Raw genomic sequence first — 23,036 nt, 5'->3', positions numbered from 1 at the left:
TCGGGCACTCAGCCACTCCGGAATTCCGCGTCGAGGTGGGGTGAACATCGGTTCGACGCGCTGTGGCGGGGTGTGGTGCATCACTGGAGTCGGGCGGGGTCCGGGGCGTTGCGTATGCCACCGGGGAACATCGCGTCGCCAAGCCGACTTGCCGCGCGGAACGAAGGGGAACGTACGCTTGCGCATACACTCGCCACCGGAATCGGGCCACGCTCCCGCGCGTCGACACGGTTTGTGCTGGCGCGCTGCCTTTCCACGCTCCCCCCTGATCCACCCCGAGCACCGGGCACACGCCGCCAGCACCTGCGTCACGACCATCCGTCGTCGCGACCGCTGCGCTTCAGCCCCTACCCCGAATGACTTTTCGTTTCGCCGCCGCCTGGCAGGTCCGGGCCGCGCCGAAACGGATGGAAGCTGCATTTCGAAAACCCACGCATGCCCACCGGGAGAATCGCATGGCCAAGCAGAGTAGTCAGAAGTTCATCGCGCGCAACCGTGCGCCCCGCGTGCAGATCGAGTACGACGTCGAGGTCTATGGCGCCCAGAAGAAGGTACAGGTCCCGTTCGTGATGGGCGTGATGTCGGATCTGTCCGGCGCCAATGCGGGCGAGTTGCCGCCGATCGAGGATCGCAAGGCGCTGGAAATCGACGTCGACAATTTCGACAGCCGCCTGAACTCGATGAAGCCGCGGGTGACCTTCGCGGTGCCGAACACGCTCACCGGCGAAGGCAACCTGGCCGTGGACATCACCTTCGAGAGCATGGACGACTTTTCGCCGGCGGCGGTGGCCCGCAAGGTCGGTGCGGTCGCGAAACTGCTCGAGGCGCGCACCCAGCTCGCCAACCTGGATACCTACATGGACGGCAAGGCGGGCGCCGAAAACCTGATTGCCCAGGCGCTCAAGGATCCGGCGCTGCTGCAGTCGCTGGTCTCGGCGCCCAAGCCCGCCGACGACACCAACAAAGACGGGGAGTAAGCACGCATGGCCACCGAAAAACTAGCCGACCAGGAAGGCGCCGTACAGACTCTCGACGCCGGCGATTTCGCTGCGCTGCTGAACAAGGAATTCAAGCCCAAGAGCGATCGCGCCAAGGAAGAGGTCGAATCGGCCGTGCGCACGCTGGCCGAGCAGGTGTTGAACAAGGCCGACATCGTTTCCGATGACGTAGCCCAGACCATCAACGCCTACATCGCCGAGATCGATCGCAAGCTCAGCGAGCAGATCAACCTGATCATGCACCACGCCGATTTCCAGAAGCTGGAAAGCGCGTGGCGCGGCCTGCATCACCTGGTCAACAACACCGAGACGGATCAGCTGCTGAAGATCCGCGTGATGAACATCTCCAAGAAGGAGTTGGGCAAGACCCTGAAGCGCTACAAGGGCACGGCCTGGGACCAGAGCCCCATCTTCAAGAAACTGTATGAGGAAGAGTACGGCCAGCTCGGCGGCGAACCCTACGGCTGCCTGGTCGGCGACTACTACTTCGACCACAGCCCGCCGGATGTCGAACTGCTCTCGGGCATCGCGCAGGTCGCCGCGGCGGCGCACGCGCCGTTCATCTCGGCCGCCGCATCCACCCTGATGGGCATGGACAGCTGGAACGAGCTGGCCAACCCGCGCGACCTGGCCAAGGTGTTCTCCACGCCGGACTATGCCGCGTGGCGTTCGCTGCGCGAATCGGATGACGCCAAGTACATCGGCCTGACCATGCCGCGTACGCTGGCCCGCCTGCCGTACGGCGCCAAGACCGACCCGGTGGAAGAGTTCAACTTCGAGGAGGACACCGCCGGCGCCGATTCGTCCAAGTACACGTGGCAGAACGCGGCTTACGCGATGGCGGTGAACATCAACCGCTCGTTCAAGGAATATGGCTGGTGCTCGCGCATCCGCGGCATCGAGTCCGGCGGCGCAGTGGAAGGCCTGCCCGCGCACACCTTCCCGACCGACGATGGCGGCGTGGACATGAAGTGCCCGACCGAGATCGCGATCACCGATCGCCGCTCGGCCGAGCTGGACAAGATGGGCATGATGCCGCTGGTGCATCGCAAGAACTCGGACATGGCCGCGTTCATCAGTGCCCAGTCGCTGAGCAAGCCGGAGGAGTACGACGATCCGGACGCCACCGCCAACGCGGCGCTGGGCGCGCGCTTGCCGTACATGTTCGCCTGCTGCCGCTTCGCGCATTACCTGAAGTGCATCGTGCGCGACAAGATCGGCTCCTTCAAGGATCGCACGGCGATGGAGCGCTGGCTGGGGTCCTGGATCAACCAGTACGTCGATGGCGACCCGGCCAACTCCAGCGAAGAAACCAAGGCCCGCAAACCCTTGTCGGCCGCGGAAGTGGTGGTGGAAGAGGTGGAAGGCGCGCCCGGGTATTACACGTCGAAGTTTTTCCTCAAGCCGCATTATCAGTTGGAGGGCCTGACTGTTTCCTTGAGGCTGGTGTCCCGTCTTCCTTCGGCGGCCAAGGGCTGACCCGGAAGTTTCCCGCAGGTTCGTTCCACGGTTTCAACTGGCAGTACCAGTCAATCGCCGAGCAGCTTCCTCCGAGCGAGAACTGTCCGGTTCACCTGATCTCAACAGACAAGGAGAATTCTCATGGCACTAGACATGCACCTGAAGCTGGAGGGCGGCGACGTCACCTTCACCGGCGAGTCCAAGCATGCCAAGCACAAAGACCAGATCCAGCTGCTGGCCTGGTCCTGGGGGATGTCGCAGAGCGGTTCCTTCGGCCATGGCACCGGCGGCGGCGCCGGCAAGGCCAACGTGCAGGACATCAGCTTCACCAAGTACATCGACAAGAGCACCACGTCCTTCATCAAGGCGCTGGTCACCGGCGCGCACGTCGACACCGCGACCCTGTTCATATCCAAGGCAGGCGGCAAGCAGGAGGACTACTTCACCATCAAGCTGACCAGCGCGATGATCACCAGTTATTCCACCGGTGGCTCGGGTGGCGAGGACATGCTGACGGAGAACATCTCGATCAGCTTCGCCAAGTTCGATGTCGAGTATTTCGCCCAGAACGACAAGGGCGTGGTGGCTTCGGCCGGCACGGTGGGGTACAGCGTCGAGGAAGTCGCGGCGAGCTGAGTCGGCGCCTGACCAGGTTTCGCCGGACGCTGCAATCCGGCGATCCAGGTCCAGGGGATGGATGCGACGGCCTGTTGCGCCATGGCGTTCCGGGTGCGGTGGGCGGCATTTGTCCGCCTGCACCCGGGATCGCCGGTTGGGGCGACGGCGACCTTCCCGCGCCCGCCACCCCGTTGCCGACGGGGTCGCCGGCATCGAGAGACGACATGACACCCGAAAGCAAGCTCAAAGAAGGCCGGCCGGACGAGGCGCTGCAACTGCTCACGGCGGAAGTACGCAACAACCCGGCAGACGCCAAACGCCGGGTTTTTTTATTCCAGTTGCTGGCGCTGCTCGGACAATGGGAACGGGCGCAGAACCAGCTCAACGTCTGCGGCGAACTCGACCCGCTCAACGCCATGATGGTCGGCGCCTATTCGGAGGCGCTGAAGGGCGAACTGGTGCGCGCCGACGTCTTCGCCGGCAAACGCATGCCGGTGATCATCGGCGAACCGGAGCAGTGGTTGGCGCTGCTGCTGCAGTCGCTCAAGCTCGGTGCTGAAGGCAAGCACGAGCAGGCCGCGGCGCTGCGCGAGCAGGCACTGGAACAGGCTCCGGCAGTGGCGGGCAACATCGACGGCACCGCGTTCGAGTGGATCGCCGATGCCGACCCCCGCATCGGGCCGTGCCTGGAGATCATCGTCAACGGCGGCTACTCCTGGGTACCGTTCTCGCGGCTGCGTGAACTCAAGTTCGAGGCCCCCAGCGATCTGCGCGACAAGATCTGGGTGCCGACCCAGGTGACCTGGACCAACGGCGGGCAGGCGATCGGCTTCATTCCCGGGCGCTATGCCGGCAGCGAACGGTCCGACGACCACGACATCGTGCTCGCGCGCAAGACCGACTGGGCGGAGCAGGACAGCGACCAGATCGGCCTGGGCCAGCGCATGCTGGCCACCGACGTGGCCGACTATCCGCTGCTCGACGTGCGACTGATCACGTTCGATGTCGCCTGAGCGGGAGCACTGACCTTCCATGGCTGAACTCACCACCCAGGAACGACTTCAGCCTTCGCTGCTAGATCGCCTGACCGACGATGAGCCGGGCAAGCTGGAGGAAAGCCGCGAGAAGCGCGTGCTCTCCGTATCGCGGTTGCGCGAATGCGTCACCCGCGACATTTCCTGGCTGTTGAATTGCGTGAGCCTGGAGGCGAGCGTCGAGCTCGAGGAGTATTCCGAGGTTTCCCGCTCGGTGCTGAACTTCGGCATTCCGGATCTCACCGGTGTGGCGCTGTCCGGCATCAACGCGGAAGCGCTGCAGCGTCGTGTGCGCGACGCCATCGTTGCCTACGAGCCGCGGCTGACCGCCAATACCTTGCGCGTCAGCGTCAACGCGCTCGGCAAGCGCATGGATCGCCAGGCGCTGATCTTCAACATCGAATCGGAAATGTGGGCGCAGCCGATCCCGTTGAATCTGTACCTGAAGACCGAGGTCGACCTCGAGACGGGCAACTTCAAGGTGTCGGAGGGCTTCGGCTGATCACCCATGGACCCCAGACTGCTGCGCTACTACAACCGGGAGCTGCAACACGTTCGCGAAATGGGCGGCGAGTTCGCCCGCGAATATCCCAAGATCGCCGGTCGACTCGGCCTGGAAGGCTTCGAGTGCGCCGATCCTTACGTGGAACGCCTGCTGGAAGGCTTTGCCTTCCTGGCCGCGCGCGTGCAGCTCAAGCTCGACGCGCAGTATCCGGTGTTCACCCAGCACCTGCTGGAGATGATCTACCCGCATTACCTGGCACCGGTACCGTCGATGACCGTGGTGCAGATGTACCCGGATCTGAAGGAGAGCGGGCTGCTGGCTGGCCACAAGGTGGCCCGGCACACGGCCTTGCGCAGCTTGATCGGCAAGGATGACCGCACCGCCTGCGAATACCGCACCGCCCACGAGGTCACCCTGTGGCCGCTGGAGCTGACCGAGGCGAAGTACTTCGAGACGCCCGCCGCGATTGCCGCCGCCGGGGTGGTACTGCCGGCGGGCAAGACCGTGCGTGCCGGACTGCGTCTGAAGTTTCGTGTCACCGCCGGTGCCCAGGCCAACATGCTGGCGTTGGATCGGTTGCCGGTATTCGTTGCCGGCACCGACGAGCTGCCCAAGCGCCTGTACGAGCAACTGCTGGGCAACGCGGTCGGCTACCAGGTGCGGGCGCAAGGCGCATCCGGAACGATCAGCGAGAGCCACGACGCCAACCGCATCCAGCGGCGCGGCTTCGATGACGACGAAGCGCTCATTCCGTATTCCGGTCGTTCGTTCAGCGGCTACCGGTTGCTGCAGGAATACTTCGCCTGCCCGGAGCGCTTCCTGTTCGCCGAGTTCACCGGCCTGCAGCCGCTGCTGGCCCGCGCCAAGGGCAGCGAGTTCGAGATCGTGGTGCTGTTTGATCGCAGCGTGGCCAGCCTGCACAACGCCGTCGACGTGAGCAATTTCCGGCTGTTCTGCACCCCGGCGATCAACCTGTTCCCGCGGCGGGCCGATCGCATCCACCTCAAGCAGGGCACCAGCGAGTACCACATCCTTGCCGATCGCACCCGGCCGATGGATTTCGAGATCCACAGCATCGGCAACGTCGAGGGTTTCGGCGACCGGCAGGAGCCGGAACAGCGCTTCCTGCCGTTCTACGGCTGCGATGAGCGCAGCTGGCACGCCCGGCACTCGGCCTACTACACGATCCGGCGCGAACCGCGGCTGCTTTCCTCCAGGCAGAAGCGCCAGGGTGCGCGTTCCAGTTACATCGGCAACGAGATGTACATCTCGCTGGTCGACTCCAGCGAGGCGCCGTACTCGACCGAGCTGCGCCAGATCGGCATGCAGCTGATGTGCACCAACCGCGATCTGCCGCTGCAGATGCCGGTCGGCAAATCGCATACCGATTTCACCCTGGAGACCGGCGCGCCGGTGGAGTCGATCCGCTGCGTCGCCGGTCCGACCAAGCCACGCGCCTCGGTGGCTACCGGCGAGACCGCATGGCGCCTGCTCAGTCACCTGCAACTCAACTATGTCTCCCTGCTGGAGAACAACGCAGGCGAAGGCGCCGCAGCGCTGCGCGAGATGCTGACCCTCTACTGCGACGAATTCGATTCCGGTGCGCGGCGCCAGATCGAGGGACTCAAGGCGGTCAGCTCGCAATCCATCGTGCGGCGTATCCCGTTGCCGGGCCCGATCACTTTTGGCCGTGGCCTGGAGATCACCCTCACCTGCGACGACGGTGCCTTCGAAGGCACCGGCGCGTTCCTGCTGGGCGCCGTGATGCAGCAGTTCTTTGCCCGATACGTATCGATCAACTCCTTCACTGAAACCGTTCTGCGCACGCTGGAACGCAACGAGGTCGCCCGATGGCCCGCCCGGTTGGGAACACGGCAGACGCTGTAGCGCTGGAGAATGCGCTGCGCGACCACCCCGAGTCCTTCGAGTTCTTCGAAGCGATCCGGCGGTTGGAGTGCGCGTTCCCGGAGCGTCCGCGGCTGGGCCAGTCGACCAAGGCCAGCGACGACTTCGTGAGGCTCGGCCAGACGCCGTCGCTGGCGTTCGCGCCGAGAACCGTGGACAGCTACCAGCCCGGCGGTGGCGGCAGGCCGGCGCGCATGCACGGCTTGTTCTTCGGCTTGTTCGGCCCCAACGGGCCACTGCCGCTGCACCTGACCGAATATGCGATGGACCGCGAGATGAATTCCCGCGACAGCACGTTCCGTGCATTCGCCGACATCTTCCACCACCGCATGATGAGCCTGTTCTACCGCAGCTGGGCCGATGCCCAGCCCACGGTGCAGATGGATCGTCCCGAGGAGGACCGTTTCCGGTTGTACATGGGCGCCCTGGTAGGCCTGGCCACGCCGGATCTGGACGATCGCGACGCGCTGCCGGACCAGTTCAAGCGGTTCTTCGCGGGGCGCCTGTTGCAACAGGCACGCAACGCCGAGGGTCTGCAGGGCATGCTGGAGCGATTTTTCCGCGTGCCGGTGGATATCGTCGAGTTCATTGCTGAGTGGATGCGGCTGCCGTCCGATTCGCTGCTGCGCCTGGGCAGCTCGAGTGACGTGGCTGCATTGGGCCTGACCACGGTCACCGGGCAGTACGTGCGCGGCAGCCAGCAGCGTTTCCGCCTGCGCCTGGGGCCGCTCAGCCGCGCCCAGTTCAACAATTTCCTGCCGGGCGGCGACGCGCTCCGGCAGCTGGTCGCCGCCGTGAAGACCTATCTCGGCGAGGAAAAAGCCTGGGACGTGCAGCTGGTCCTGAAAAGGGCTGACGTGCCGGTGACGCGCCTGGGGCGCGACGGAAGGATGGGGCTGACGACGTGGCTGGGGTCGCCCCGGCACGCCGCTGACGTCGATGAGGTCGTGCTGCAGCCGGTGGGATAGCCGCCGGCGGCCGGATCGACGTGGCAGCAGACATGATGGGATTGGCAATCAACACAGAGGATCAATGACATGGCCGAGATCAGTCGCGGCGCGCTGTTCGGGAAACTCAACAAGCTCGCTTTCCGGTGCATCGAAAGCGCCACCGTGTTCTGCAAACTGCGCGGCAATCCGTACGTGGAGCTGGTGCACTGGATCCACCAGATCCTGCAGCTGCAGGATTCGGACCTGCACCGCATCGTCAAGCAGTTCAACCTCAACCCGTCGAACCTGGCGCGCGACATCACCGATGCGCTGGACCGGCTGCCGCGCGGCTCCTCGTCCATTTCCGATCTGTCCAGCAACGTCGAAGAGGCGGTCGAGCGCGGCTGGGTGTTCGCCACGCTGATGTTCGGCGAGGCACAGGTGCGCACCGGTTACCTGATCGTCGGTTGCCTGCGCACGCGCAACCTGCGCAACGCGCTGGTCAACATTTCCGCCGAGTTCGACAAGATCAAGCCCGAAGCATTGGTGGAGAAGTTCGCCGAGGTGGTCGGCGGCTCGCCCGAGGACGGGCAGAGCGCCAACGACGGCTTCAGGATGGGCGGCGGCAGCGCGCCCGGCGAGGCCAGCGGCGCGATGTCGCCCGCACAGATGGGCAAGCAGGAGGCACTGGCGCAATTCACCATCGACCTCACCGCACAGGCGCGCGACGGCAAGATGGACCCGATCGTCGGTCGTGACGACGAGATCCGCCAGCTGGTCGACATCCTCATGCGCCGCCGCCAGAACAACCCGATGCTGGTCGGCGAGGCCGGTGTGGGCAAGACGGCGGTGATCGAGGGTTTCGCCATGCGCATCGCCATCGGCGACGTGCCGCCACCGCTGAAGGACGTGCAGTTGCGCGTGCTCGACGTGGGCCTGCTGCAGGCCGGCGCCAGCATGAAGGGCGAGTTCGAGAACCGCCTGAAGCAGGTGATCGAGGAGGTGCAGTCCTCGACCAAGCCGATCATCCTGTTCATCGACGAGGCACACACCCTGGTCGGCGCCGGCGGCGCGGCCGGCACCGGCGACGCGGCGAATCTGCTCAAGCCGGCGCTGGCGCGCGGCAACCTGCGCACGATCGGCGCCACCACCTGGGCCGAATACAAGAAGCACATCGAGAAGGACCCGGCGCTGACCCGCCGCTTCCAGACCGTGCAGATCGACGAGCCCAGCGAGGAGAAGGCGATCCTGATGATGCGCGGCGTCGCCAGCGTGATGGAGAAGCACCACAAGGTGCAGATCCTCGACGAGGCGCTGGAGGCGGCGGTGAAGCTCTCGCACCGCTACATTCCCGCGCGGCAGCTGCCGGACAAGTCGGTCAGCCTGCTCGATACCGCCTGCGCGCGCGTGGCGATCAGCCAGCACGCGGTGCCGGCCGAAGTGGACGACACCCGCAAGCGCATCCAGGCGCTGGAGACCGAGCTGGGCATCATCGCCCGCGAGAAGAACGTCGGCGTGAATGTCACCGCCCGCGAAGAAGCCGCCAACGAGAAGCTGGTCACGCAGAAGGCGCGGCTGGAAACGCTGGAAGCAAACTGGATCAAGGAGAAGGATCTGGTCGACAAGATCCTGGATATCCGCGCGAAGCTGCGTGGATCCAGCGCACCGGTCGAAGGCACCGGCAGCGCCCTGGAAGAATCGGCCAATCAGGTTGCCGAAGCCAAGGAAGCTCCGGCAACGGGTGAAGCTGCCCTCGCGGGCGACGATCGTGCCGCCGCGCTGAAGGAGCTGCAGGAGCTGCAGGGCCAGCTGGCCGAGCTGCAGGGTGAGCATCCGCTGATCCTGGCCTCGGTCGATCAGCAGGCGGTGGGTTCGGTGGTGTCGGACTGGACCGGCATCCCGGTCGGTCGCATGGTCAAGAGCGAAGTCGAGACCGTGATGAACCTGGCCAAGCTGATGGGCGCTCGCGTCATCGGACAGGATCACGCGATGGAGATGATCGCCAAGCGCATCCAGACCTCGCGCGCCGGCCTGGTCGATCCGAACAAGCCGATCGGCGTGTTCATGCTGGCCGGCACCTCCGGCGTCGGCAAGACGGAAACTGCGCTGGCACTGGCCGAGGCGCTGTACGGCGGCGAGCAGAACATCATCACCATCAACATGAGCGAGTTCCAGGAGGCGCACACCGTCTCCACGCTCAAGGGTGCGCCTCCGGGTTACGTCGGCTACGGCGAGGGCGGCGTGCTCACCGAAGCGGTGCGCCGCAAGCCGTATTCGGTAGTACTGCTGGACGAGGTGGAGAAAGCCCATCCGGACGTCCACGAGATCTTCTTCCAGGTGTTCGACAAGGGCGTGATGGAGGATGGCGAAGGCCGCCAGATCGACTTCAAGAACACCCTGATTCTGCTCACCACCAATGCCGGCACCGACATGATCGCCGGCCTGTGCAAGGACCCGGAGCTGATGCCCGATCACGAGGGCATGGCCAAGGCGCTGCGCGAGCCGCTGCTGAAGATCTTCCCGCCCGCGCTGCTCGGTCGCCTGGTGACGATCCCGTACTACCCGCTCAGCCCGGAGATGCTGGGCAAGATCGTCAAGCTTCAGATCAACCGCATCAAGAAGCGCGTCGAGGCCCGCTACAAGATCCCGTTCGAATACAGCGAGGACGTGGTGAAGCTGGTGGTGGAGCGTTGCACCGAGACCGAGTCGGGTGGCCGCATGATCGACGCGATCCTGACCAACTCCATGTTGCCGGATATCTCTCGCGCGTTCCTCACCAGGATGATTGCGGGCGAGGAGGTGGCGAAAGTGCAGGTCGGCGTGACGGATGGGGAGTTCTCTTACGGGTTTGGGTAAAAGCGCCCGACTGGCCAGAAATCATCTCGCTTGCACTGATCGAACATCTGCATGAGACCGGCCTGCGCCCCACCCCTCGACTTGCGGAAGGCAGCCAATGTTTAGAGGGATTCAGCCAGCATGAATTACTACACGATTCTCAATTTCGAAGACAGCAGTCCACGAGTGGCGACTGGCAAGGTGAAAGGGGGGCGAGATCCTTCCAAGTTTGGCGCAGGTGCGGCTGCCGCGGGCACGGCGCAGGTCTATGCCAAGCGAGAGGTTACAAAAGGGCGAGCAAGGATGGTCTTCTACCCATGCCAGGAACTCATTGCAAGGGACGCGGCTGGCACCTTGTCCAAGGATGACGTCAAGGACATCCGCAAGCATATCGAGAAGTCGCGGACGGTCGTTTTCGTGTTGCACGGCAAGCCGGATGACACCGATGAAGGATTTTCCACAAGCGGGGGTTCTGTCTGTACGTTCAAGCAACTCGGGCGCCTGGCCAAGCTTCTCATGCCAATACGAGACGAGAAATACAGAATCAGCCTCGTGATGTGCTACGGCGCGCGTTGCAGGAACGTCCGTCTGAACCATGAAGGCATGATTCCCTCCGGCGAGTTGGCCAGCAGTTTTGCTTACAAGTTCTTCCGCGAATTGTGTGGCGCAAGAAACATTCGGATGGTGGCTTGGACCGGGGCGGTTTCCAACGATGGCGACCTCAAGCACACATGCGAAAACGAGGATCAAGTGCTGTACGTCGACAAGAAGCAGGAGGTGGCAGCGTTGCAGAACAGCCCGCAAAAGCAGCAGATTGAGATTGAAAAGGCGGCGCTGCTCCAGAGACTGAAAATGAGCAACGCGGACTTTGGAAACAACGTAATGATGAAGTTTGCAAACAATCCCAATGCCGCTCCCACCAACGAGGTGGAACGTTTTGCGCTTCGTTATATTCCATATTCACCGGTACGCGCGCAATGGATGATGAATCTGTTTCCCGACAGAAATCAGACGTCCAATTATGGAAAGCTCATTTACGACTTCAGCGGGTCTCAACTAGTCATCACGAATCGGTATGGGGCCACGGGTGGCGTGGCGGTGAATGCGGAGCTTTATCGTGGAGGGTTGATCTAGTTTGGTTCTGTGGTCAGTAACGGGATCAGGTTCGCCTTGCTGAATAAGCAAGGGCGGGGTCGGGTTCACGCTTTTCTAATGCCGGTGGCATCTCCGCCTGTTCGATGAGCACGGAGAAGCACGGGGCGCCACGAGTCATGAGACATCACTTGAGGGGACAGCGATCATGCCTTCCACACCTTTGAGCCGCGCCGAATTCATCGCCATGGGCGAGCTTGCCAAGGCACGCCGGCAGCTCGTCGTCAACATGTTCGGAGGCACCAGGCTCAAGTTCGGCAGTGCCAGCACGCTGTCGACGGGGAAGTCGCTGCTGTCCTCCGGCAAGTCGCTGAAATCCGACGTCAGCAAGCTGGCCAAGGGCGGCAGCACGGCGACCAAGGTCGCCAGCGTGCCGGGCATGAAGGAAGCGTTCGAGAACTTCATGGTCGAGTGCGCCGACGTGGAGAACATCCACGACGTGATCGAGGCGATCGGCGGCGAGGTGCTGCACGAACTGGTGTCGGAGGTAACGCCTTACCTCGGCGTGGTCACCAGCACGGTGAAGCTGGCCAAGGCGGGCAAGGCAGTGGCGCAGGATGGCTACAACCTCTACAAGAGCGACGAGTACAAGAACGGTTTCCGCATGGGCGACCCGAGTGCGGCGGCCGAGGCGATCCAGGCGATCATCAAGCGCGACCTGGCCCAGCATTCGGTGAAGCTGGGCCAGCAGACGGTGGCGACGGGAGCGAAGATCGGCGGCCTGTTCGCCGACTTCGGTACGGCCACCACCGCCGCGATCGGCGTGGCCAACACGCTGGCCAGCCTGGGTCTGCTGCTGTTTTCGCTGGGTCTGGACATCAAGGATATGCGCGCCGGCAACAAGCGGCTGGCGGCGCCCAACACGCTGGATCTCACCGTGTTCAACGAGTGTCCGATCCTCGGCTGTTATCTGCTCACCTGCGCCGACACCTCGGCGGTCGCCAACATGTTCGTCGCCGACATCGGCCTGCCGGGCTGGATGGACAAGGTCGAGCTGATGAAGAAGAAGCAGATGGACCCGCTGCTGAAGATCGCCAACAAGAACATCATGGGCTCCCGCCTGCAACTGGAAGGGCTCAGCAGCGACAAGGGAACGCATGCGAAGAAGGGCTTCTTCGCCGGGATCAAGAGCAAGGCGATGAAGCAGATCGGGTTGAGCTGACCCCCGGCGTTGCCCGAGCTGGCTCCGCCGATCGGGGGGGCCGCTGCAAGGAAACCGGGAGCCGCCTGCACGTCGCCGGATGCCGGGGCGAATGCCGCCGCTCGCGCAGTACTGTGCTCGTGAGGCGGTTCTTTCTCGGCGGCCGTTCGGCAGACGAGTTCCCGCCAAAATCCCGTGGTCATTTGCCGCGCGCTATTGCGAGTGATTCTTGTTTGCGATTTAATGGCTCGGCCGGATCTTTCGTCCGGCGCCGCGCCGGTTCCGTCTTTCGCGCCCTCGCGAGGTGCCGCGGGAAGGTCCGGTGCGCCGAACACGGATCGCCATGGGTCAACCAGCCTCTCTTGCTGAAAACACGGATCTGCCGCGTCGCGCATCCTGGATGTGCCAGCTGCATCAGTGGCACTGGATCAGTTTGGCGCGGGATCTGTTTGGTCTGTCGCGCTTCCGGCTCGGCGCTGCGCCAAGCCAGCCGGTTGCCGTGAAGGACGTGGCGACCGGGCAGCGGGCCACGCTTGAAGCTGGCGACGTCCCCGCTGCCCAGGCGCGGTCCGCAAATGCGGCGCTGCGCGTGGTGTACGCCAGCCAGACCGGTTTCGCCGAACAACTGGCCCGTCAGACTTCGCAGAGCCTGCAGCTGGCCGGTCTGCCCACTCGCGTGATCGGTATCGACGAGGTGGCGCTGGACGATCTGCGCGAGGCGGGTCGCGTGCTGTTCGTGGTCAGCACTACCGGCGATGGCGAGCCGCCTGACATGGCGCTGGCCTTCACCCGGCAACTGATGCGGCAGCCCGCGTCACTGACCGGTCTGCATTACGGCCTGCTGGCTCTGGGCGACAGCGACTACGAGGACTTTTGCGGCTTCGGCCGCCAGCTCCATCGCTGGCTGCAGGCCAGCGGCGCACACGCGTTGTTCGATCCGGTGGAGGTGGACAGCGAGGACGACGCCAGTCAGCGCCGCTGGCAGCATCACCTGGCCGTGCTCGGCGGCGCGCCCGATCTGCCGGATTGGCAGCCGCCGAAGTACCGGCGCTGGCAACTGGTCGAGCGCCGCTTGCTCAACCCGGGCAGCGTGGGCGAGCCCTGTTTCCATCTGGCACTCAAGCCGCTGGAGGGTCACGCGGATTGGCAGGCTGGCGACCTGGCCGAGATCGGTCCCCGCCATGCCGCCGAAGCGGTGGCTACATGGCTGGCGGCGCGCGGGCTGGATGGCCGCGTCGTGGTGCCGTTCGGGTACCGGGAGCGGCTGCCGTTGGCGACCTTGCTGGCGCGCTGTCGCCTGCCCGAGCCAGACGAGATCGAAGACTTGGACGAGGAGGGCGTCGCCGCGATGTTGCAGTTGCTGCCGCATCGCGCGTACTCGATCGCCTCGCTGCCGCAGGACGGCACGCTGCAGTTGATCGTGCGCCGGATGCGCGCGCGTGGTGGCTATCCCGGGTTGGGCTCGGGTTGGCTCACCGAGCACGCACCGATCGGCGCGGAGATTGCGCTGCGCGTGCGCAGCAACGTCAACTTCCATGTGCCTGGCGATGCACGCCCGCTGGTGCTGATCGGCAACGGTACTGGCCTGGCCGCCTTGCGCGCCTTGCTCAAGCAACGCATCGCCGCCGGTCGCACGCGCAACTGGCTGCTGTTCGGCGAGCGCCACCGCGCACACGATTTCCTTCATCGCGAGGATATCGAACGCTGGATCGCCGAAGGCGCCATCGCGCGCGCCGATTTTGCCTGGTCGCGCGACCAGGGCGAGCGCATCCACGTGCAGCAACGCCTGCGCGAAGCCGGTGACGAGCTGCGGCACTGGGTCGACGAAGGTGCAGCGATCTATGTCTGCGGCAGCCTCGACGGACTGGCGCCCGGCGTCGATGCGGTGCTGTGCGAGGTGCTGGGTGCCGCGCGGGTCGCGCAGTTGCGCGAACAGGGGCGCTATCGACGCGACGTCTACTGACGCCGGTTCAGGCGTAGGCGCGCCGGCGTTCGCGGTGCGGCGGGTAGTAGGCGAACACGTGGCTGTTGTTGCCGTAGAAGTCGATGTTCTCGATGTGTTCGCCGCCGAGCCGCTCGGCCAGGCGGTCGGAGGCCTCGTTGCCGATGCGCACCAGGCTGATCACGCGCGGCACGCGCAGTTGGGTCCAGGCGAAATCCAGCGTCGCGTTGCCTGCCTCGGTGGCATAGCCGCGGTGGCGGTGGGTCGGCTTGAGCATCCAGCCCAGCTCCAGGTCAGGCCAGCCCTCCGGATACATCAGGCCGGCGCGACCGACGAACTCGCCGGTCTCCTTCAGCTCCAGCGCCCACATGCCGAAACCGCGCAACTGCCAATGGCCCAGCAGCATGGCCAGCGAGCGCCACGCGTTGGTGCGATCCAGCGGCTGGCCGTCGCCGACCCAGCGGGTGCTGTCCGGGTCGGCCAGCATCGCGGCGTAATCGTCGAAGTGTCGTTCGCTCAATGCGGTCAGGCACAACCGCGGCGTCTCGAGGACAGGAATCTCAACCATCACCATCAGCCATCACGACCCGGTTCGAGGGGATGCCAGCAGCTCGGCCAGGGCACGGGTACTGCTGGCGAGGCTCTCTCGCCAGGACAACCCCGCGATTGTCTCACCGGTGGCCGAATCGACAAAGTCCTCGACCTGCCCCGGGGGCAGCAGGTGGCGGTAATCCACGGTGATCTCGCTGCCGGCGGGCAGGTCGGCCAGGGCGAACACGAAACCCAGGTGCCACAACCCGTTGGGCGTGAAGCTGTGATTGATATAGCACTCGTCGGGCCATTCGGGCGACAGCGTGTAGCGATCCTCGAACCAGCGTGCGCTGGCATGCCACAAGGCGCGCAACGACTCGGATGCCTCGATGTCGGCCTGTCGGTAGGTCTGCTCGATGCCGTCGGGCGCGGTGAGGATGCTGCCCGCGGTCACTGCCTCGTCGAGGAACAGACCCTTGCCGGCACCGGCGATGGCGGAGGCGGCGATGTGGTAACGCGGGAGGATCATGTTGGCGCGGAGCGGCGGAAGCGGCGCGCGAGTGTAGCGCAAGCGGTGCGGGGGTGTGCACCGCTTGCGCCGGTCGGTGCCGGGATTACTCGCTGGCGGCCGCCTTGCTGCGTCGCGGCTTGGGTGCGGTGGCGGTGTCGCTGTCGGCGGTGCCGTCGTCGGCAAACAGGATCGCGCCGCGGTTGCGTTCGATCGTGGCCTTGCCGATGCCCTTGACGTGCTTCAGGTCGTCGGCCTTCTTGAACGGGCCGTGCGCCTCGCGCCAGGCCACGATGGCTTCGGCTCGCGTCGCGCCGATCCCGTCGAGCGACTTGGCGATGGCCTTGGCGTCGGCCTTGTTGATGTTGACCGGCGTGGCGGCGAACAGCAGCCCCGGGGCGGCGAGTCCGAGCATGAGGGCGATGGCGGCGAGCTTGTGGAACATGGTTTTTCCTCCGTGAAATGGTCGGCTTGCGGGCGGATAGCGGCGGTCGACGCCGCGCCCCCACCATGAGCGTCGCCGCACGGCCGCGCTGCCGGACCCCGGGGTTGCCTGGCGTGCGCCTTGCGCGCCCGTCGTCGTAGGCGTTCGCCGCCGGCGCCGTCGGTGCCGCGACGGGGCGCTGCTACAATGCGCGATTGTTCGCCACGTTGGAGTTGCCTCATGGATACCGGCCGTCTGTCCCGTTTCGTCAGCGATTTGTGGGATGCGGAGATCGTGCCGCAGCTGGTTGAATACATTCGTATTCCCAACAAGTCGCCGATGTTCGACAAGGACTGGGTGGCGCACGGCTACATGGATGCGGCGGTGAAGCTGATGGAAACCTGGGCGCGCTCCAAGCTGAGTCAGCTGCCCGGCGCCACGCTGGAAGTGGTACGGCTGGAAGGGCGCACGCCGCTCATCTACATCGAGGTGCCGGGCCAGGGCGACGACACCGTGATGCTTTACGGCCACCTCGACAAGCAGCCGGAGATGACCGGCTGGGCCGAAGGCCTCGGGCCGTGGACGCCGGTGCTCAAGGGCGACAAGCTGTACGGCCGCGGCGGTGCCGATGACGGTTACGCGATCTTCGGTTCGCTGGCCGCGCTGCTGGCGCTGCACGAGCAGGGCATCCCGCACGCGCGTTGCGTGGTGATGATCGAAGCCTGCGAGGAATCGGGCAGTTACGACCTGCCGTTCTATGTCGATCACCTGGCCGAGCGTATCGGCAGTCCCTCGCTGGTGGTGTGCCTGGATTCGGGCTGCGGCAACTACGACCAGCTGTGGCTGACCACCTCGCTGCGCGGCATGACCGGCGGCAACCTCGGCGTGCAGGTGCTGGAAGAGGGCGTGCATTCGGGCGACGCCTCCGGTGTGGTGCCGTCCAGCTTCCGCATCCTGCGCGAGCTGCTGTCGCGGCTGGAGGATCCGGAAACCGGCACGATCAAGCCGAAGGAGCTGTACGTCGACATCCCGCAGCAGCGCATCGACCAGGCCAATCTCTCGGCCGAGGTACTCGGCGAGGACATCTACGACAAGTTCCCCTGGGTGGACGGCATGCAGCCGGTGAGCAAGGACCTGGCCGAACTGGTGCTCAACCGCACCTGGCGCCCGCAGCTGGCGGTCACCGGCATCGGCGGCATCCCGCCGCTGGAAAGCGCCGGCAATGTGTTGCGCCCGTTCACGGCGGTGAAGCTGAGCCTGCGCGTGCCGCCTACGCTGAACGGCGCCAAGGCCGGCGAGTTCGTCAAGCAGCTGCTGGAGAAGAACCCGCCGTACGGCGCCAAGGTCAGCTTCACCCTGGAGAAGGATGGCTCGGGCTGGAACGCGCCTGCGCTGTCGCCGTGGCTGGAGCAGGCGGTCAGCGAGGCCTCGCAGAATTACTTCGGCGCCCCGGCCACCTACATGGGCGAGGGCGGCAGCATCCCGTTCATGGGCATGCTGGGCGAGAAATTCCCCAAGGCGCAGTTCCTGATCACCGGCGTGCTCGGCCCGCATTCCAACGCGCACGGCCCGAATGAGTTCCTGCATATTCCCACCGGCAAGAAGGTCAGCATGGTGGTGGCCGAGGTGGTCGCGCGGCATCACCAGCAGGGCGACAAGGCCTGAGCGCGATCGCGGCGCATGGACACGGACACTTCCTGGCTGGCCGATAACTGGGCGCGGCTCCGCCAGCGCGTCGATGCGGCGTGCCGGGAGGTTGGGCGCGATCCGTCCGAGGTCGACATCCTGCCGGTCAGCAAGACCTTCGGCCCGGAGTTGATCCGGGCCGGGGTGGCGCTGGGCATGAGGCGGCTCGGCGAGAACAAGGTGCAGGAGATCCGCGACAAGGCGCCGCTGCTGGCGGACTGCGGCATCGACTGGGTGATGATCGGCCACCTGCAGACCAACAAGGCGAAGGACGTGGCCCGGCTGGTCAGCGAGGTGCAGTCGCTGGACCGGTTGGAACTGGCCGAGGCACTGGACCGGCGCCTGCAGCACGAAGGCCGCGCGCTCGACGTGCTGGTGCAGGTCAAGACCTCCCCCGAGCCCAGCAAATACGGTCTGCCACCTGAACAACTGGCCGGCTTCCTGAACAGCTTGCGTCGTTACGACAGTCTGCGCGTGCGTGGCCTGATGACTCTCGCGATCCACTCGAGCGAACCGGTCGAGGTCCGTGGCTGCTTCCGTCTGCTGCGTGAGTTGCGTGACCAGGCGGTTGCACAAGGGTATGATTTGACAAGGCTTTCCATGGGCATGAGTGGCGATTTTCCGCTCGCCATCGCCGAGGGGGCGACCGAGTTGCGTATCGGCACGGCGATCTTCGGCAAGCGGCCGTACCCGGACTCGTACTATTGGCCCGAATCGCCGGGAAGCTCGTGAATTCCATTGAAATCAGTGGCTTGATGGGAATGTGCGCAACATCCCGAAATCCCGAAACGGCAGGGTTCACTTAACCTCAATCCAACATCCGAAGGGTGGTGGCTTGGTATTTTCACAGCCCTGTTATGCCGTCATCGCGTTCCGACGACGGCCAACTCCGTGAATACCCGGGATTTTCCAGCATGCCCACCCAGCGATTGATTGTGTTTGCTGCGCTTGTGCCTGCGCTGCTGTTTTCCGGAGTCCTTCACGCCACCCAATTCGATGCCGCCTTCAGCGCGCCCGCTGCGGCCCGGGTGGCCGCGCCGCTGCTCCAGCCGCTGCCTGCCTTCAGCCCGGCGACCCGCCTGAGCGAGTCGGTGCTGCCGAGCCACGGCAGTGACCTGCTTCCCGCGGTGGTGAACGCACCGGTGGATGCAGCCAGGCCGGCGGCCACCGTTGCGGCGGCGCAGACCCCGGAAGCCCGAGTCGCCACCCAGAACATCACCGATCTGCGCAAGGCGCTGCTGGCCGCGGCGATGGGCCTGCGCGACATCCGCTACGTGCGCGGCGGCCGCAATCCGGCCACGGGTTTCGATTGCAGCGGCTTCGTGCGCTACGTGTTCTCCCATGCCATCGGCTTGCAGTTGCCGAACACCTCCGCCAGCCAGTTCCTGGCCGGGGTCAAGATCAAGCGCGCCGACATCAAGCCCGGCGACCTGGTGTTCTTCCGCACCCACGGCCGGCACCGCATCTCGCACGTGGGCATCTACATTTCCGGCGGACGCTTCATCCATTCGCCGAGCGCCGGCAAGTCGGTGGAGATCTCCAGCCTGGACGATGGCTATTGGGCCAAGCGTTTCGCCGGCGCCAAGCGGCCGGAGGCGATGGCGCTGGCCGCCAGCAAGGGTTGAGTACCTGCAAGGGTGCGTTCCGCAGCCGCCGCAAGGCGGCTTTTTTGTGGTCGGCACCATGAGCTGATCGGAGCCGCGCGACATCGCCTGCATGGCGGCCGGGCGCGCGCGCCGTTACGCTTGGGGTTGAGCCCCTTCCCCGGAACTGCCTGATGCCTCTGGATCTGCCGCCGGTCACGCGCAACCTGCTGATCGCCAACGTCGTCGTCTACCTGCTGCAACAGTTCTTCGGCGAAGTCTTCCTGCAGTATTTCGCGCTGTGGCCGTGGGGGCCCGATCAGGTGTACCAGACCGCACAGGGCCTGGCCTCGATCGGCTTCCGTCCGTGGCAACTGGTGACCTACGCCTTCATGCACGGTGGCCTGCCCCACATCGCGTTCAACATGTTCGCGCTGTTCATGTTCGGCGGCACCATCGAGCGCACCTTCGGCGCGCGCAATTTCATCGTCTACTACTTCGTCTGCGCCATCGTGGCGGCGATCGCCCAGCTGCTGGTGCTGCACTACTTCTCGCCGGAGAAGTTCTTCCCCACACTGGGCGCCTCGGGTGCGATCTTCGGTCTGCTGCTGGCCTTCGGCATGCTGTACCCGCACGAGAAGATGATGCTGATCTTCCTGCCGGTGCCGATTCCCGCATGGATCTTCGTGATCGGCTACGCAGCGGTGGAACTGGTGCTGGGCGTGACCGGAACCCAGGCCGGCGTGGCCCACTTCGCCCACCTCGGCGGCATGGTCGGCGGCATCGTGCTGATCCAGTACTGGCGCGGCCGGCTGCCGATCAAGCCGAAGCGGCGGCTGATGCGGTAGAGCCGGGATTCGGAATTCGCAGGGCGGGCACCGTCCGCCCTGTGCCGCGGACGGGTCAGCGCAGGGCGAGGAAGTCGGCGCTGACGACGAAACGCACGGCATCGAGCCGCAGGCGTGCCTGCGGGAGTGCGTCGAGCAGGGCGTGGCGTTCGTCGGTGACGGCGGCGATCTCGGCGTCGCTGATCGACGGGTTCACCGCGCGCAGGGCCAATAGCCGCGACAGCTCGCTGTCCAGCGATGCGGTGGCGGCGGCCACGGCCGCGTCGATGTGCGCCTGGGCGCGCGTGCCGGCAAGCGTTTCGGTGCGCTCGAGCATAGGTGGCACCAGCTTGCCGAGAAACTTGCGGTAGCGCGCCACCTCGATGTGCCGGTCGCTGGCCTTGCGCAACGCCGTCTCGCTGGGCGTGAAGTCGGCGCGCTCGACCAGCCGGGTGTCCACGGTGACCACCAGCGGCGACGGCGGCAGGAAGCGCTCGGCATCCAACCGGCGGTCGGCCACGCATTCGAGCACGTACACCGCCTGCAGCAGCGCGGTGCGCGGGGCCAGCACGTCGTCGACCATGAAGGCGGCATTGCCCTGCTCGCCGGACAGCGCCAGGTCCAGCGCACCGGCCACCAGCGGGTGGTCCAGCCGCAGCAACGGCAGCTCTTCGCGCGACAGCGCCACCTCGCGCGAGAAAGTGACTGATTGCGGACCCTCGGCGAAGCCGGGCAGGGCGTCGGTGGAGAGGTATTGCGGGTCGAGCAGCAGTACCTGCGCACCGAGTTCCTCGGCATGGATGCCGAACGCCTCCAGCAGGCGCTGCACGAAGGCGTCGCGGCTGGGGTCGTGGTCGTCGCGGCGGAAGGCCTGCTGCAGTTCGTCGGCGTGCGGATCGCGGCTGGAGGCCAGTTCCAGCAGGTGATCGCGGCCGCCGCGGATGAGTGCCGCCATTTGCTCGTGGCTGGCACGGGTTTCGGCGAGCAGGGCGTCGAGTTCCTGATCGCGGTTGTCGTCGCCGCGGGCGTGTTCGTCGGCCAGTCGTGCCAGCGGTTCGCCGTAGCAGCGCAGCAGTTCGCGGCCGTCGGCCGGACTTGCGCGGAAGGCGTCGACGCCTTCGTCGTACCAGCGCGCCAGCGCGTGCTGGGCGCTGTCGGCCACGGCCAGGACGTGGATGGCGATGTCGTGCTTCTGGCCGATGCGGTCGAGCCGGCCGATGCGCTGTTCGAGCAGGTCCGGGTCCAGCGGCAGGTCCCACAAAATCAGCCGGTGCGCGAACTGGAAGTTGCGTCCTTCCGAACCGATCTCCGAGCACAGCAGCAGGCGCGCGCCGTCGGGCTGCGCGAAATAGGCAGCGTTGCGATCGCGCTGCACGATGCTGAGGCCTTCGTGGAAACGCGCCACGCCGACGCCGCTCTTCGTGCGCAGCGCTTCTTCCAGCGCCAGCACCTTGGCCTGGCTGCGGCAGATCAGCAGGAACTTGTCCTGCGGGTGTTTTTCGAGCAGGGCGATCAGGGTGTCGATGCGCGGATCGGCGGCGTAGTCGACCTCGATCAGCGCCGGCGGCTGCTGGATGTCGGCGTGGAACTCGGCCAGCAGCGCCTGCCGCGTGCTGTCGTCGACCGCGTCGGCGTCGAGCAGATGCCACTCCGGCTGGCGTTTCGGAAAGCCGCCGACGCCGACGCGGTTGTTGCGGAACATCACGCGGCCGGTGCCGTGGCGGTCGATCAGCGCAGCCAGCAGCTCACGCGCGTTGGCCGGCTTGGTGGAATCGGCCAGCAGCGCGGTGAGCGCTGCGTCGCCGTGGAAGGCCTCGGTCAGGGCGGCGTGCTGGTCGGCATCGAGCGGCTGGCCATCGAGCAGGCGGTCGGCGATTTTCGACAGCGCCCGGTAGGAATCGGCCTCCGCCAGATAGCCGTCCAGATCGTGGTAGCGCTGCGGGTCGAGCAGGCGCAGGCGGGCGAAATGGCCGCTGCGGCCGAGCTGCTCGGGCGTGGCGGTGAGCAGGATCACGCCGGGAATCGCTGCGGCCAGTTTTTCCACCATCGTGTAGCGTGGGCTGGCCGCTTCCGGTGACCAGGCCAGGTGATGGGCTTCGTCCACCACCAGCAGGTCCCACGGTGCGTCCAGCAACTGCTGCGCGTACTTCGGCGAGCTTTCCAGGAAGCCGAAGTCGGCGATCACCAGTTGCTCGTCCTCGAACGGATTGCCGGCGTCGCCGGACTGTTCCAGTGCCTCGCAGCGTTCCTCGTCGTAGATCGCGAAGCTGAGGTTGAAGCGGCGCAGCATCTCCACGAACCACTGGTAGACCAGGGTATCCGGCAACAGCAGCAGCACGCGCGAGGCGCGGCCGGTGGCTAGCTGGCGTGCCACGATCATGCCCGCCTCGATGGTCTTGCCCAGACCCACTTCGTCGGCCAGCAGCACGCGCGGCGGGCGGCGTGCCGAGGCGATGCCGGCCACGCGCAACTGGTGCGGTACCAGTCCGATACGTGCCGCGCCCAGGCCCCACATCGGCGAGCGGCGTGCCTCGGCACGCCGCTTGAGACCTTCCAGGCGCAGCTCGAACTGCGCCACGCTGTCGGTGCGCCCGCCGATCAGGCGGTCGTCGGCCTGGCTCACGCTCTGCTCGTCGTCGAGCTGGCCCTCCTCCAGTTCGCGCCCTTCGCCGCGGTAGACCAGCAGGTCGTTCCTCGCCTCGACCCGTTCGACCAGGAACGCGATGCCCTTGCCCGCCACGCGCTGGCCGGCGCGGAACTCGGCGCGGATCAGCGGCGCCGAATCGATCGCGTAGGGGCGCAGCACGCCGGCTTTGGCGAACAGCACCTGCACGCCGCGTCCTTCGACGCGCAACACGGTGCCGAGGCCAAGCTCGGGTTCGGCGGAGGAGATCCAGCGTTGACCGGGTACGAACATGGTGCAGCCATCAGCGTCGGGGGTCGACGATTATCCGCCG

At 65.6% G+C, this 23,036-nt stretch carries 19 protein-coding genes; 15 read left to right on the top strand and 4 right to left on the bottom strand.

All coding sequences use genetic code 11. The features are described 5' to 3' along the window. The first annotated feature begins 455 nt into the window (after nucleotides 1-455). The 11 genes from tssB to B1991_RS03495 all read left to right on the top strand — a co-directional run bounded on the left by tssB (nucleotide 456) and on the right by B1991_RS03495 (nucleotide 14,541). A complete protein-coding gene (gene tssB, locus B1991_RS03545) occupies nucleotides 456-977 on the top strand; it encodes a type VI secretion system contractile sheath small subunit (protein ID WP_136257333.1) in 522 nt (173 codons plus the stop codon). Between the two features lie 6 nt (nucleotides 978-983). After that, nucleotides 984-2,477, top strand: coding sequence for a type VI secretion system contractile sheath large subunit (tssC, locus tag B1991_RS03540; protein ID WP_136257332.1), 1,494 nt, complete (start codon nucleotides 984-986; stop codon nucleotides 2,475-2,477). 123 nt (nucleotides 2,478-2,600) lie between these two features. Beyond that, entirely contained in the window at nucleotides 2,601-3,095 is a 495-nt protein-coding gene (locus B1991_RS03535; RefSeq protein WP_136257331.1) for an Hcp family type VI secretion system effector, read from the top strand. A gap of 206 nt (nucleotides 3,096-3,301) precedes the next feature. Next, a complete protein-coding gene (locus B1991_RS03530; protein WP_136257330.1) occupies nucleotides 3,302-4,090 on the top strand; it encodes a type VI secretion system accessory protein TagJ in 789 nt (262 codons plus the stop codon). A gap of 19 nt (nucleotides 4,091-4,109) precedes the next feature. Further along, nucleotides 4,110-4,613 carry a type VI secretion system baseplate subunit TssE gene (gene tssE, locus B1991_RS03525; RefSeq protein ID WP_136257329.1) on the top strand — a complete coding sequence of 168 codons (504 nt, stop codon included), beginning with the start codon at nucleotides 4,110-4,112 and terminating at the stop codon, nucleotides 4,611-4,613. A gap of 6 nt (nucleotides 4,614-4,619) precedes the next feature. After that, a complete protein-coding gene (gene tssF / locus B1991_RS03520) occupies nucleotides 4,620-6,503 on the top strand; it encodes a type VI secretion system baseplate subunit TssF (protein WP_136257328.1) in 1,884 nt (627 codons plus the stop codon). Then, nucleotides 6,467-7,489: a type VI secretion system baseplate subunit TssG gene (tssG, locus tag B1991_RS03515; protein ID WP_136257327.1), complete on the top strand. Its 1,023-nt coding sequence runs from the start codon at nucleotides 6,467-6,469 to the stop codon at nucleotides 7,487-7,489. Before tssF ends, tssG begins: the two co-directional genes overlap by 37 nt. Before the next feature lie 69 nt (nucleotides 7,490-7,558). After that, nucleotides 7,559-10,306: a type VI secretion system ATPase TssH gene (gene tssH, locus B1991_RS03510; RefSeq protein ID WP_136257326.1), complete on the top strand. Its 2,748-nt coding sequence runs from the start codon at nucleotides 7,559-7,561 to the stop codon at nucleotides 10,304-10,306. A 120-nt stretch (nucleotides 10,307-10,426) separates the two neighbouring features. After that, nucleotides 10,427-11,419, top strand: coding sequence for a hypothetical protein (locus tag B1991_RS03505; protein ID WP_136257325.1), 993 nt, complete (start codon nucleotides 10,427-10,429; stop codon nucleotides 11,417-11,419). 166 nt (nucleotides 11,420-11,585) lie between these two features. Beyond that, on the top strand, nucleotides 11,586-12,599 hold the full coding sequence (locus tag B1991_RS03500) for a hypothetical protein (protein WP_136257324.1): 1,014 nt from the start codon (nucleotides 11,586-11,588) through the stop codon (nucleotides 12,597-12,599). Between the two features lie 379 nt (nucleotides 12,600-12,978). After that, nucleotides 12,979-14,541, top strand: coding sequence for a sulfite reductase subunit alpha (locus B1991_RS03495; protein WP_246031040.1), 1,563 nt, complete (start codon nucleotides 12,979-12,981; stop codon nucleotides 14,539-14,541). Nucleotides 14,542-14,548: 7 nt separating this feature from the next. On the opposite strand, the gene B1991_RS03490 is transcribed toward B1991_RS03495, so the two are convergent. From B1991_RS03490 to B1991_RS03480, 3 genes are all read right to left on the bottom strand, one after another. Continuing rightward, nucleotides 14,549-15,088 (bottom strand): GNAT family N-acetyltransferase, encoded by a 540-nt coding sequence (locus tag B1991_RS03490; RefSeq protein WP_136257322.1) that lies wholly within the window; start codon nucleotides 15,086-15,088, stop codon nucleotides 14,549-14,551. Nucleotides 15,089-15,100: 12 nt separating this feature from the next. Continuing rightward, nucleotides 15,101-15,580, bottom strand: coding sequence for an SET domain-containing protein-lysine N-methyltransferase (locus tag B1991_RS03485; RefSeq protein ID WP_136257321.1), 480 nt, complete (start codon nucleotides 15,578-15,580; stop codon nucleotides 15,101-15,103). Nucleotides 15,581-15,665: 85 nt separating this feature from the next. Beyond that, nucleotides 15,666-16,004, bottom strand: a complete 339-nt coding sequence (locus tag B1991_RS03480; RefSeq protein WP_136257320.1) for a ComEA family DNA-binding protein — start codon at nucleotides 16,002-16,004, stop codon at nucleotides 15,666-15,668. A 219-nt stretch (nucleotides 16,005-16,223) separates the two neighbouring features. Here B1991_RS03480 and B1991_RS03475 point away from each other — a divergent pair, with 219 nt between their 5' ends. From B1991_RS03475 to B1991_RS03460, 4 genes are all read left to right on the top strand, one after another. Further along, entirely contained in the window at nucleotides 16,224-17,648 is a 1,425-nt protein-coding gene (locus B1991_RS03475; RefSeq protein ID WP_136257319.1) for a M20 family metallopeptidase, read from the top strand. 15 nt (nucleotides 17,649-17,663) lie between these two features. Continuing rightward, nucleotides 17,664-18,401, top strand: a complete 738-nt coding sequence (locus B1991_RS03470) for a YggS family pyridoxal phosphate-dependent enzyme (protein ID WP_136257318.1) — start codon at nucleotides 17,664-17,666, stop codon at nucleotides 18,399-18,401. 182 nt (nucleotides 18,402-18,583) lie between these two features. Further along, entirely contained in the window at nucleotides 18,584-19,294 is a 711-nt protein-coding gene (locus tag B1991_RS03465) for a C40 family peptidase (protein WP_136257317.1), read from the top strand. 152 nt (nucleotides 19,295-19,446) lie between these two features. Further along, entirely contained in the window at nucleotides 19,447-20,100 is a 654-nt protein-coding gene (locus B1991_RS03460) for a rhomboid family intramembrane serine protease (protein WP_136257316.1), read from the top strand. 55 nt (nucleotides 20,101-20,155) lie between these two features. Here B1991_RS03460 and rapA read toward each other — a convergent pair whose 3' ends face one another. Then, nucleotides 20,156-22,996 (bottom strand): RNA polymerase-associated protein RapA, encoded by a 2,841-nt coding sequence (gene rapA / locus B1991_RS03455; RefSeq protein ID WP_136257315.1) that lies wholly within the window; start codon nucleotides 22,994-22,996, stop codon nucleotides 20,156-20,158. Nucleotides 22,997-23,036 lie beyond the last annotated feature (40 nt).

The sequence above is a fragment of the Rhodanobacter lindaniclasticus genome (assembly GCF_004799035.1).
In the GTDB taxonomy this organism is placed as follows: Bacteria; Pseudomonadota; Gammaproteobacteria; order Xanthomonadales; family Rhodanobacteraceae; genus Rhodanobacter; species Rhodanobacter lindaniclasticus.
Note: the sequence above shows the minus strand (reverse complement) of the source record. Positions and strands in the feature narration are given on the sequence as shown.

Excerpts from the sequence above, each read along its gene's own strand:
- tssG (WP_136257327.1), top strand. The coding sequence starts at position 6,467 with ATGGCCCGCCCGGTTGGGAACACGGCAGACGCTGTAGCGCTGGAGAAT.
- B1991_RS03490 (WP_136257322.1), bottom strand. The coding sequence starts at position 15,088 with ATGGTTGAGATTCCTGTCCTCGAGACGCCGCGGTTGTGCCTGACCGCA.
- B1991_RS03460 (WP_136257316.1), top strand. The coding sequence starts at position 19,447 with ATGCCTCTGGATCTGCCGCCGGTCACGCGCAACCTGCTGATCGCCAAC.
- tssB (WP_136257333.1), top strand. The coding sequence starts at position 456 with ATGGCCAAGCAGAGTAGTCAGAAGTTCATCGCGCGCAACCGTGCGCCC.
- tssF (WP_136257328.1), top strand. The coding sequence starts at position 4,620 with ATGGACCCCAGACTGCTGCGCTACTACAACCGGGAGCTGCAACACGTT.
- B1991_RS03505 (WP_136257325.1), top strand. The coding sequence starts at position 10,427 with ATGAATTACTACACGATTCTCAATTTCGAAGACAGCAGTCCACGAGTG.
- B1991_RS03495 (WP_246031040.1), top strand. The coding sequence starts at position 12,979 with ATGTGCCAGCTGCATCAGTGGCACTGGATCAGTTTGGCGCGGGATCTG.
- B1991_RS03465 (WP_136257317.1), top strand. The coding sequence starts at position 18,584 with ATGCCCACCCAGCGATTGATTGTGTTTGCTGCGCTTGTGCCTGCGCTG.
- B1991_RS03470 (WP_136257318.1), top strand. The coding sequence starts at position 17,664 with ATGGACACGGACACTTCCTGGCTGGCCGATAACTGGGCGCGGCTCCGC.
- B1991_RS03480 (WP_136257320.1), bottom strand. The coding sequence starts at position 16,004 with ATGTTCCACAAGCTCGCCGCCATCGCCCTCATGCTCGGACTCGCCGCC.
- B1991_RS03530 (WP_136257330.1), top strand. The coding sequence starts at position 3,302 with ATGACACCCGAAAGCAAGCTCAAAGAAGGCCGGCCGGACGAGGCGCTG.
- tssH (WP_136257326.1), top strand. The coding sequence starts at position 7,559 with ATGGCCGAGATCAGTCGCGGCGCGCTGTTCGGGAAACTCAACAAGCTC.
- tssC (WP_136257332.1), top strand. The coding sequence starts at position 984 with ATGGCCACCGAAAAACTAGCCGACCAGGAAGGCGCCGTACAGACTCTC.
- B1991_RS03485 (WP_136257321.1), bottom strand. The coding sequence starts at position 15,580 with ATGATCCTCCCGCGTTACCACATCGCCGCCTCCGCCATCGCCGGTGCC.
- tssE (WP_136257329.1), top strand. The coding sequence starts at position 4,110 with ATGGCTGAACTCACCACCCAGGAACGACTTCAGCCTTCGCTGCTAGAT.
- B1991_RS03500 (WP_136257324.1), top strand. The coding sequence starts at position 11,586 with ATGCCTTCCACACCTTTGAGCCGCGCCGAATTCATCGCCATGGGCGAG.
- B1991_RS03475 (WP_136257319.1), top strand. The coding sequence starts at position 16,224 with ATGGATACCGGCCGTCTGTCCCGTTTCGTCAGCGATTTGTGGGATGCG.
- rapA (WP_136257315.1), bottom strand. The coding sequence starts at position 22,996 with ATGTTCGTACCCGGTCAACGCTGGATCTCCTCCGCCGAACCCGAGCTT.
- B1991_RS03535 (WP_136257331.1), top strand. The coding sequence starts at position 2,601 with ATGGCACTAGACATGCACCTGAAGCTGGAGGGCGGCGACGTCACCTTC.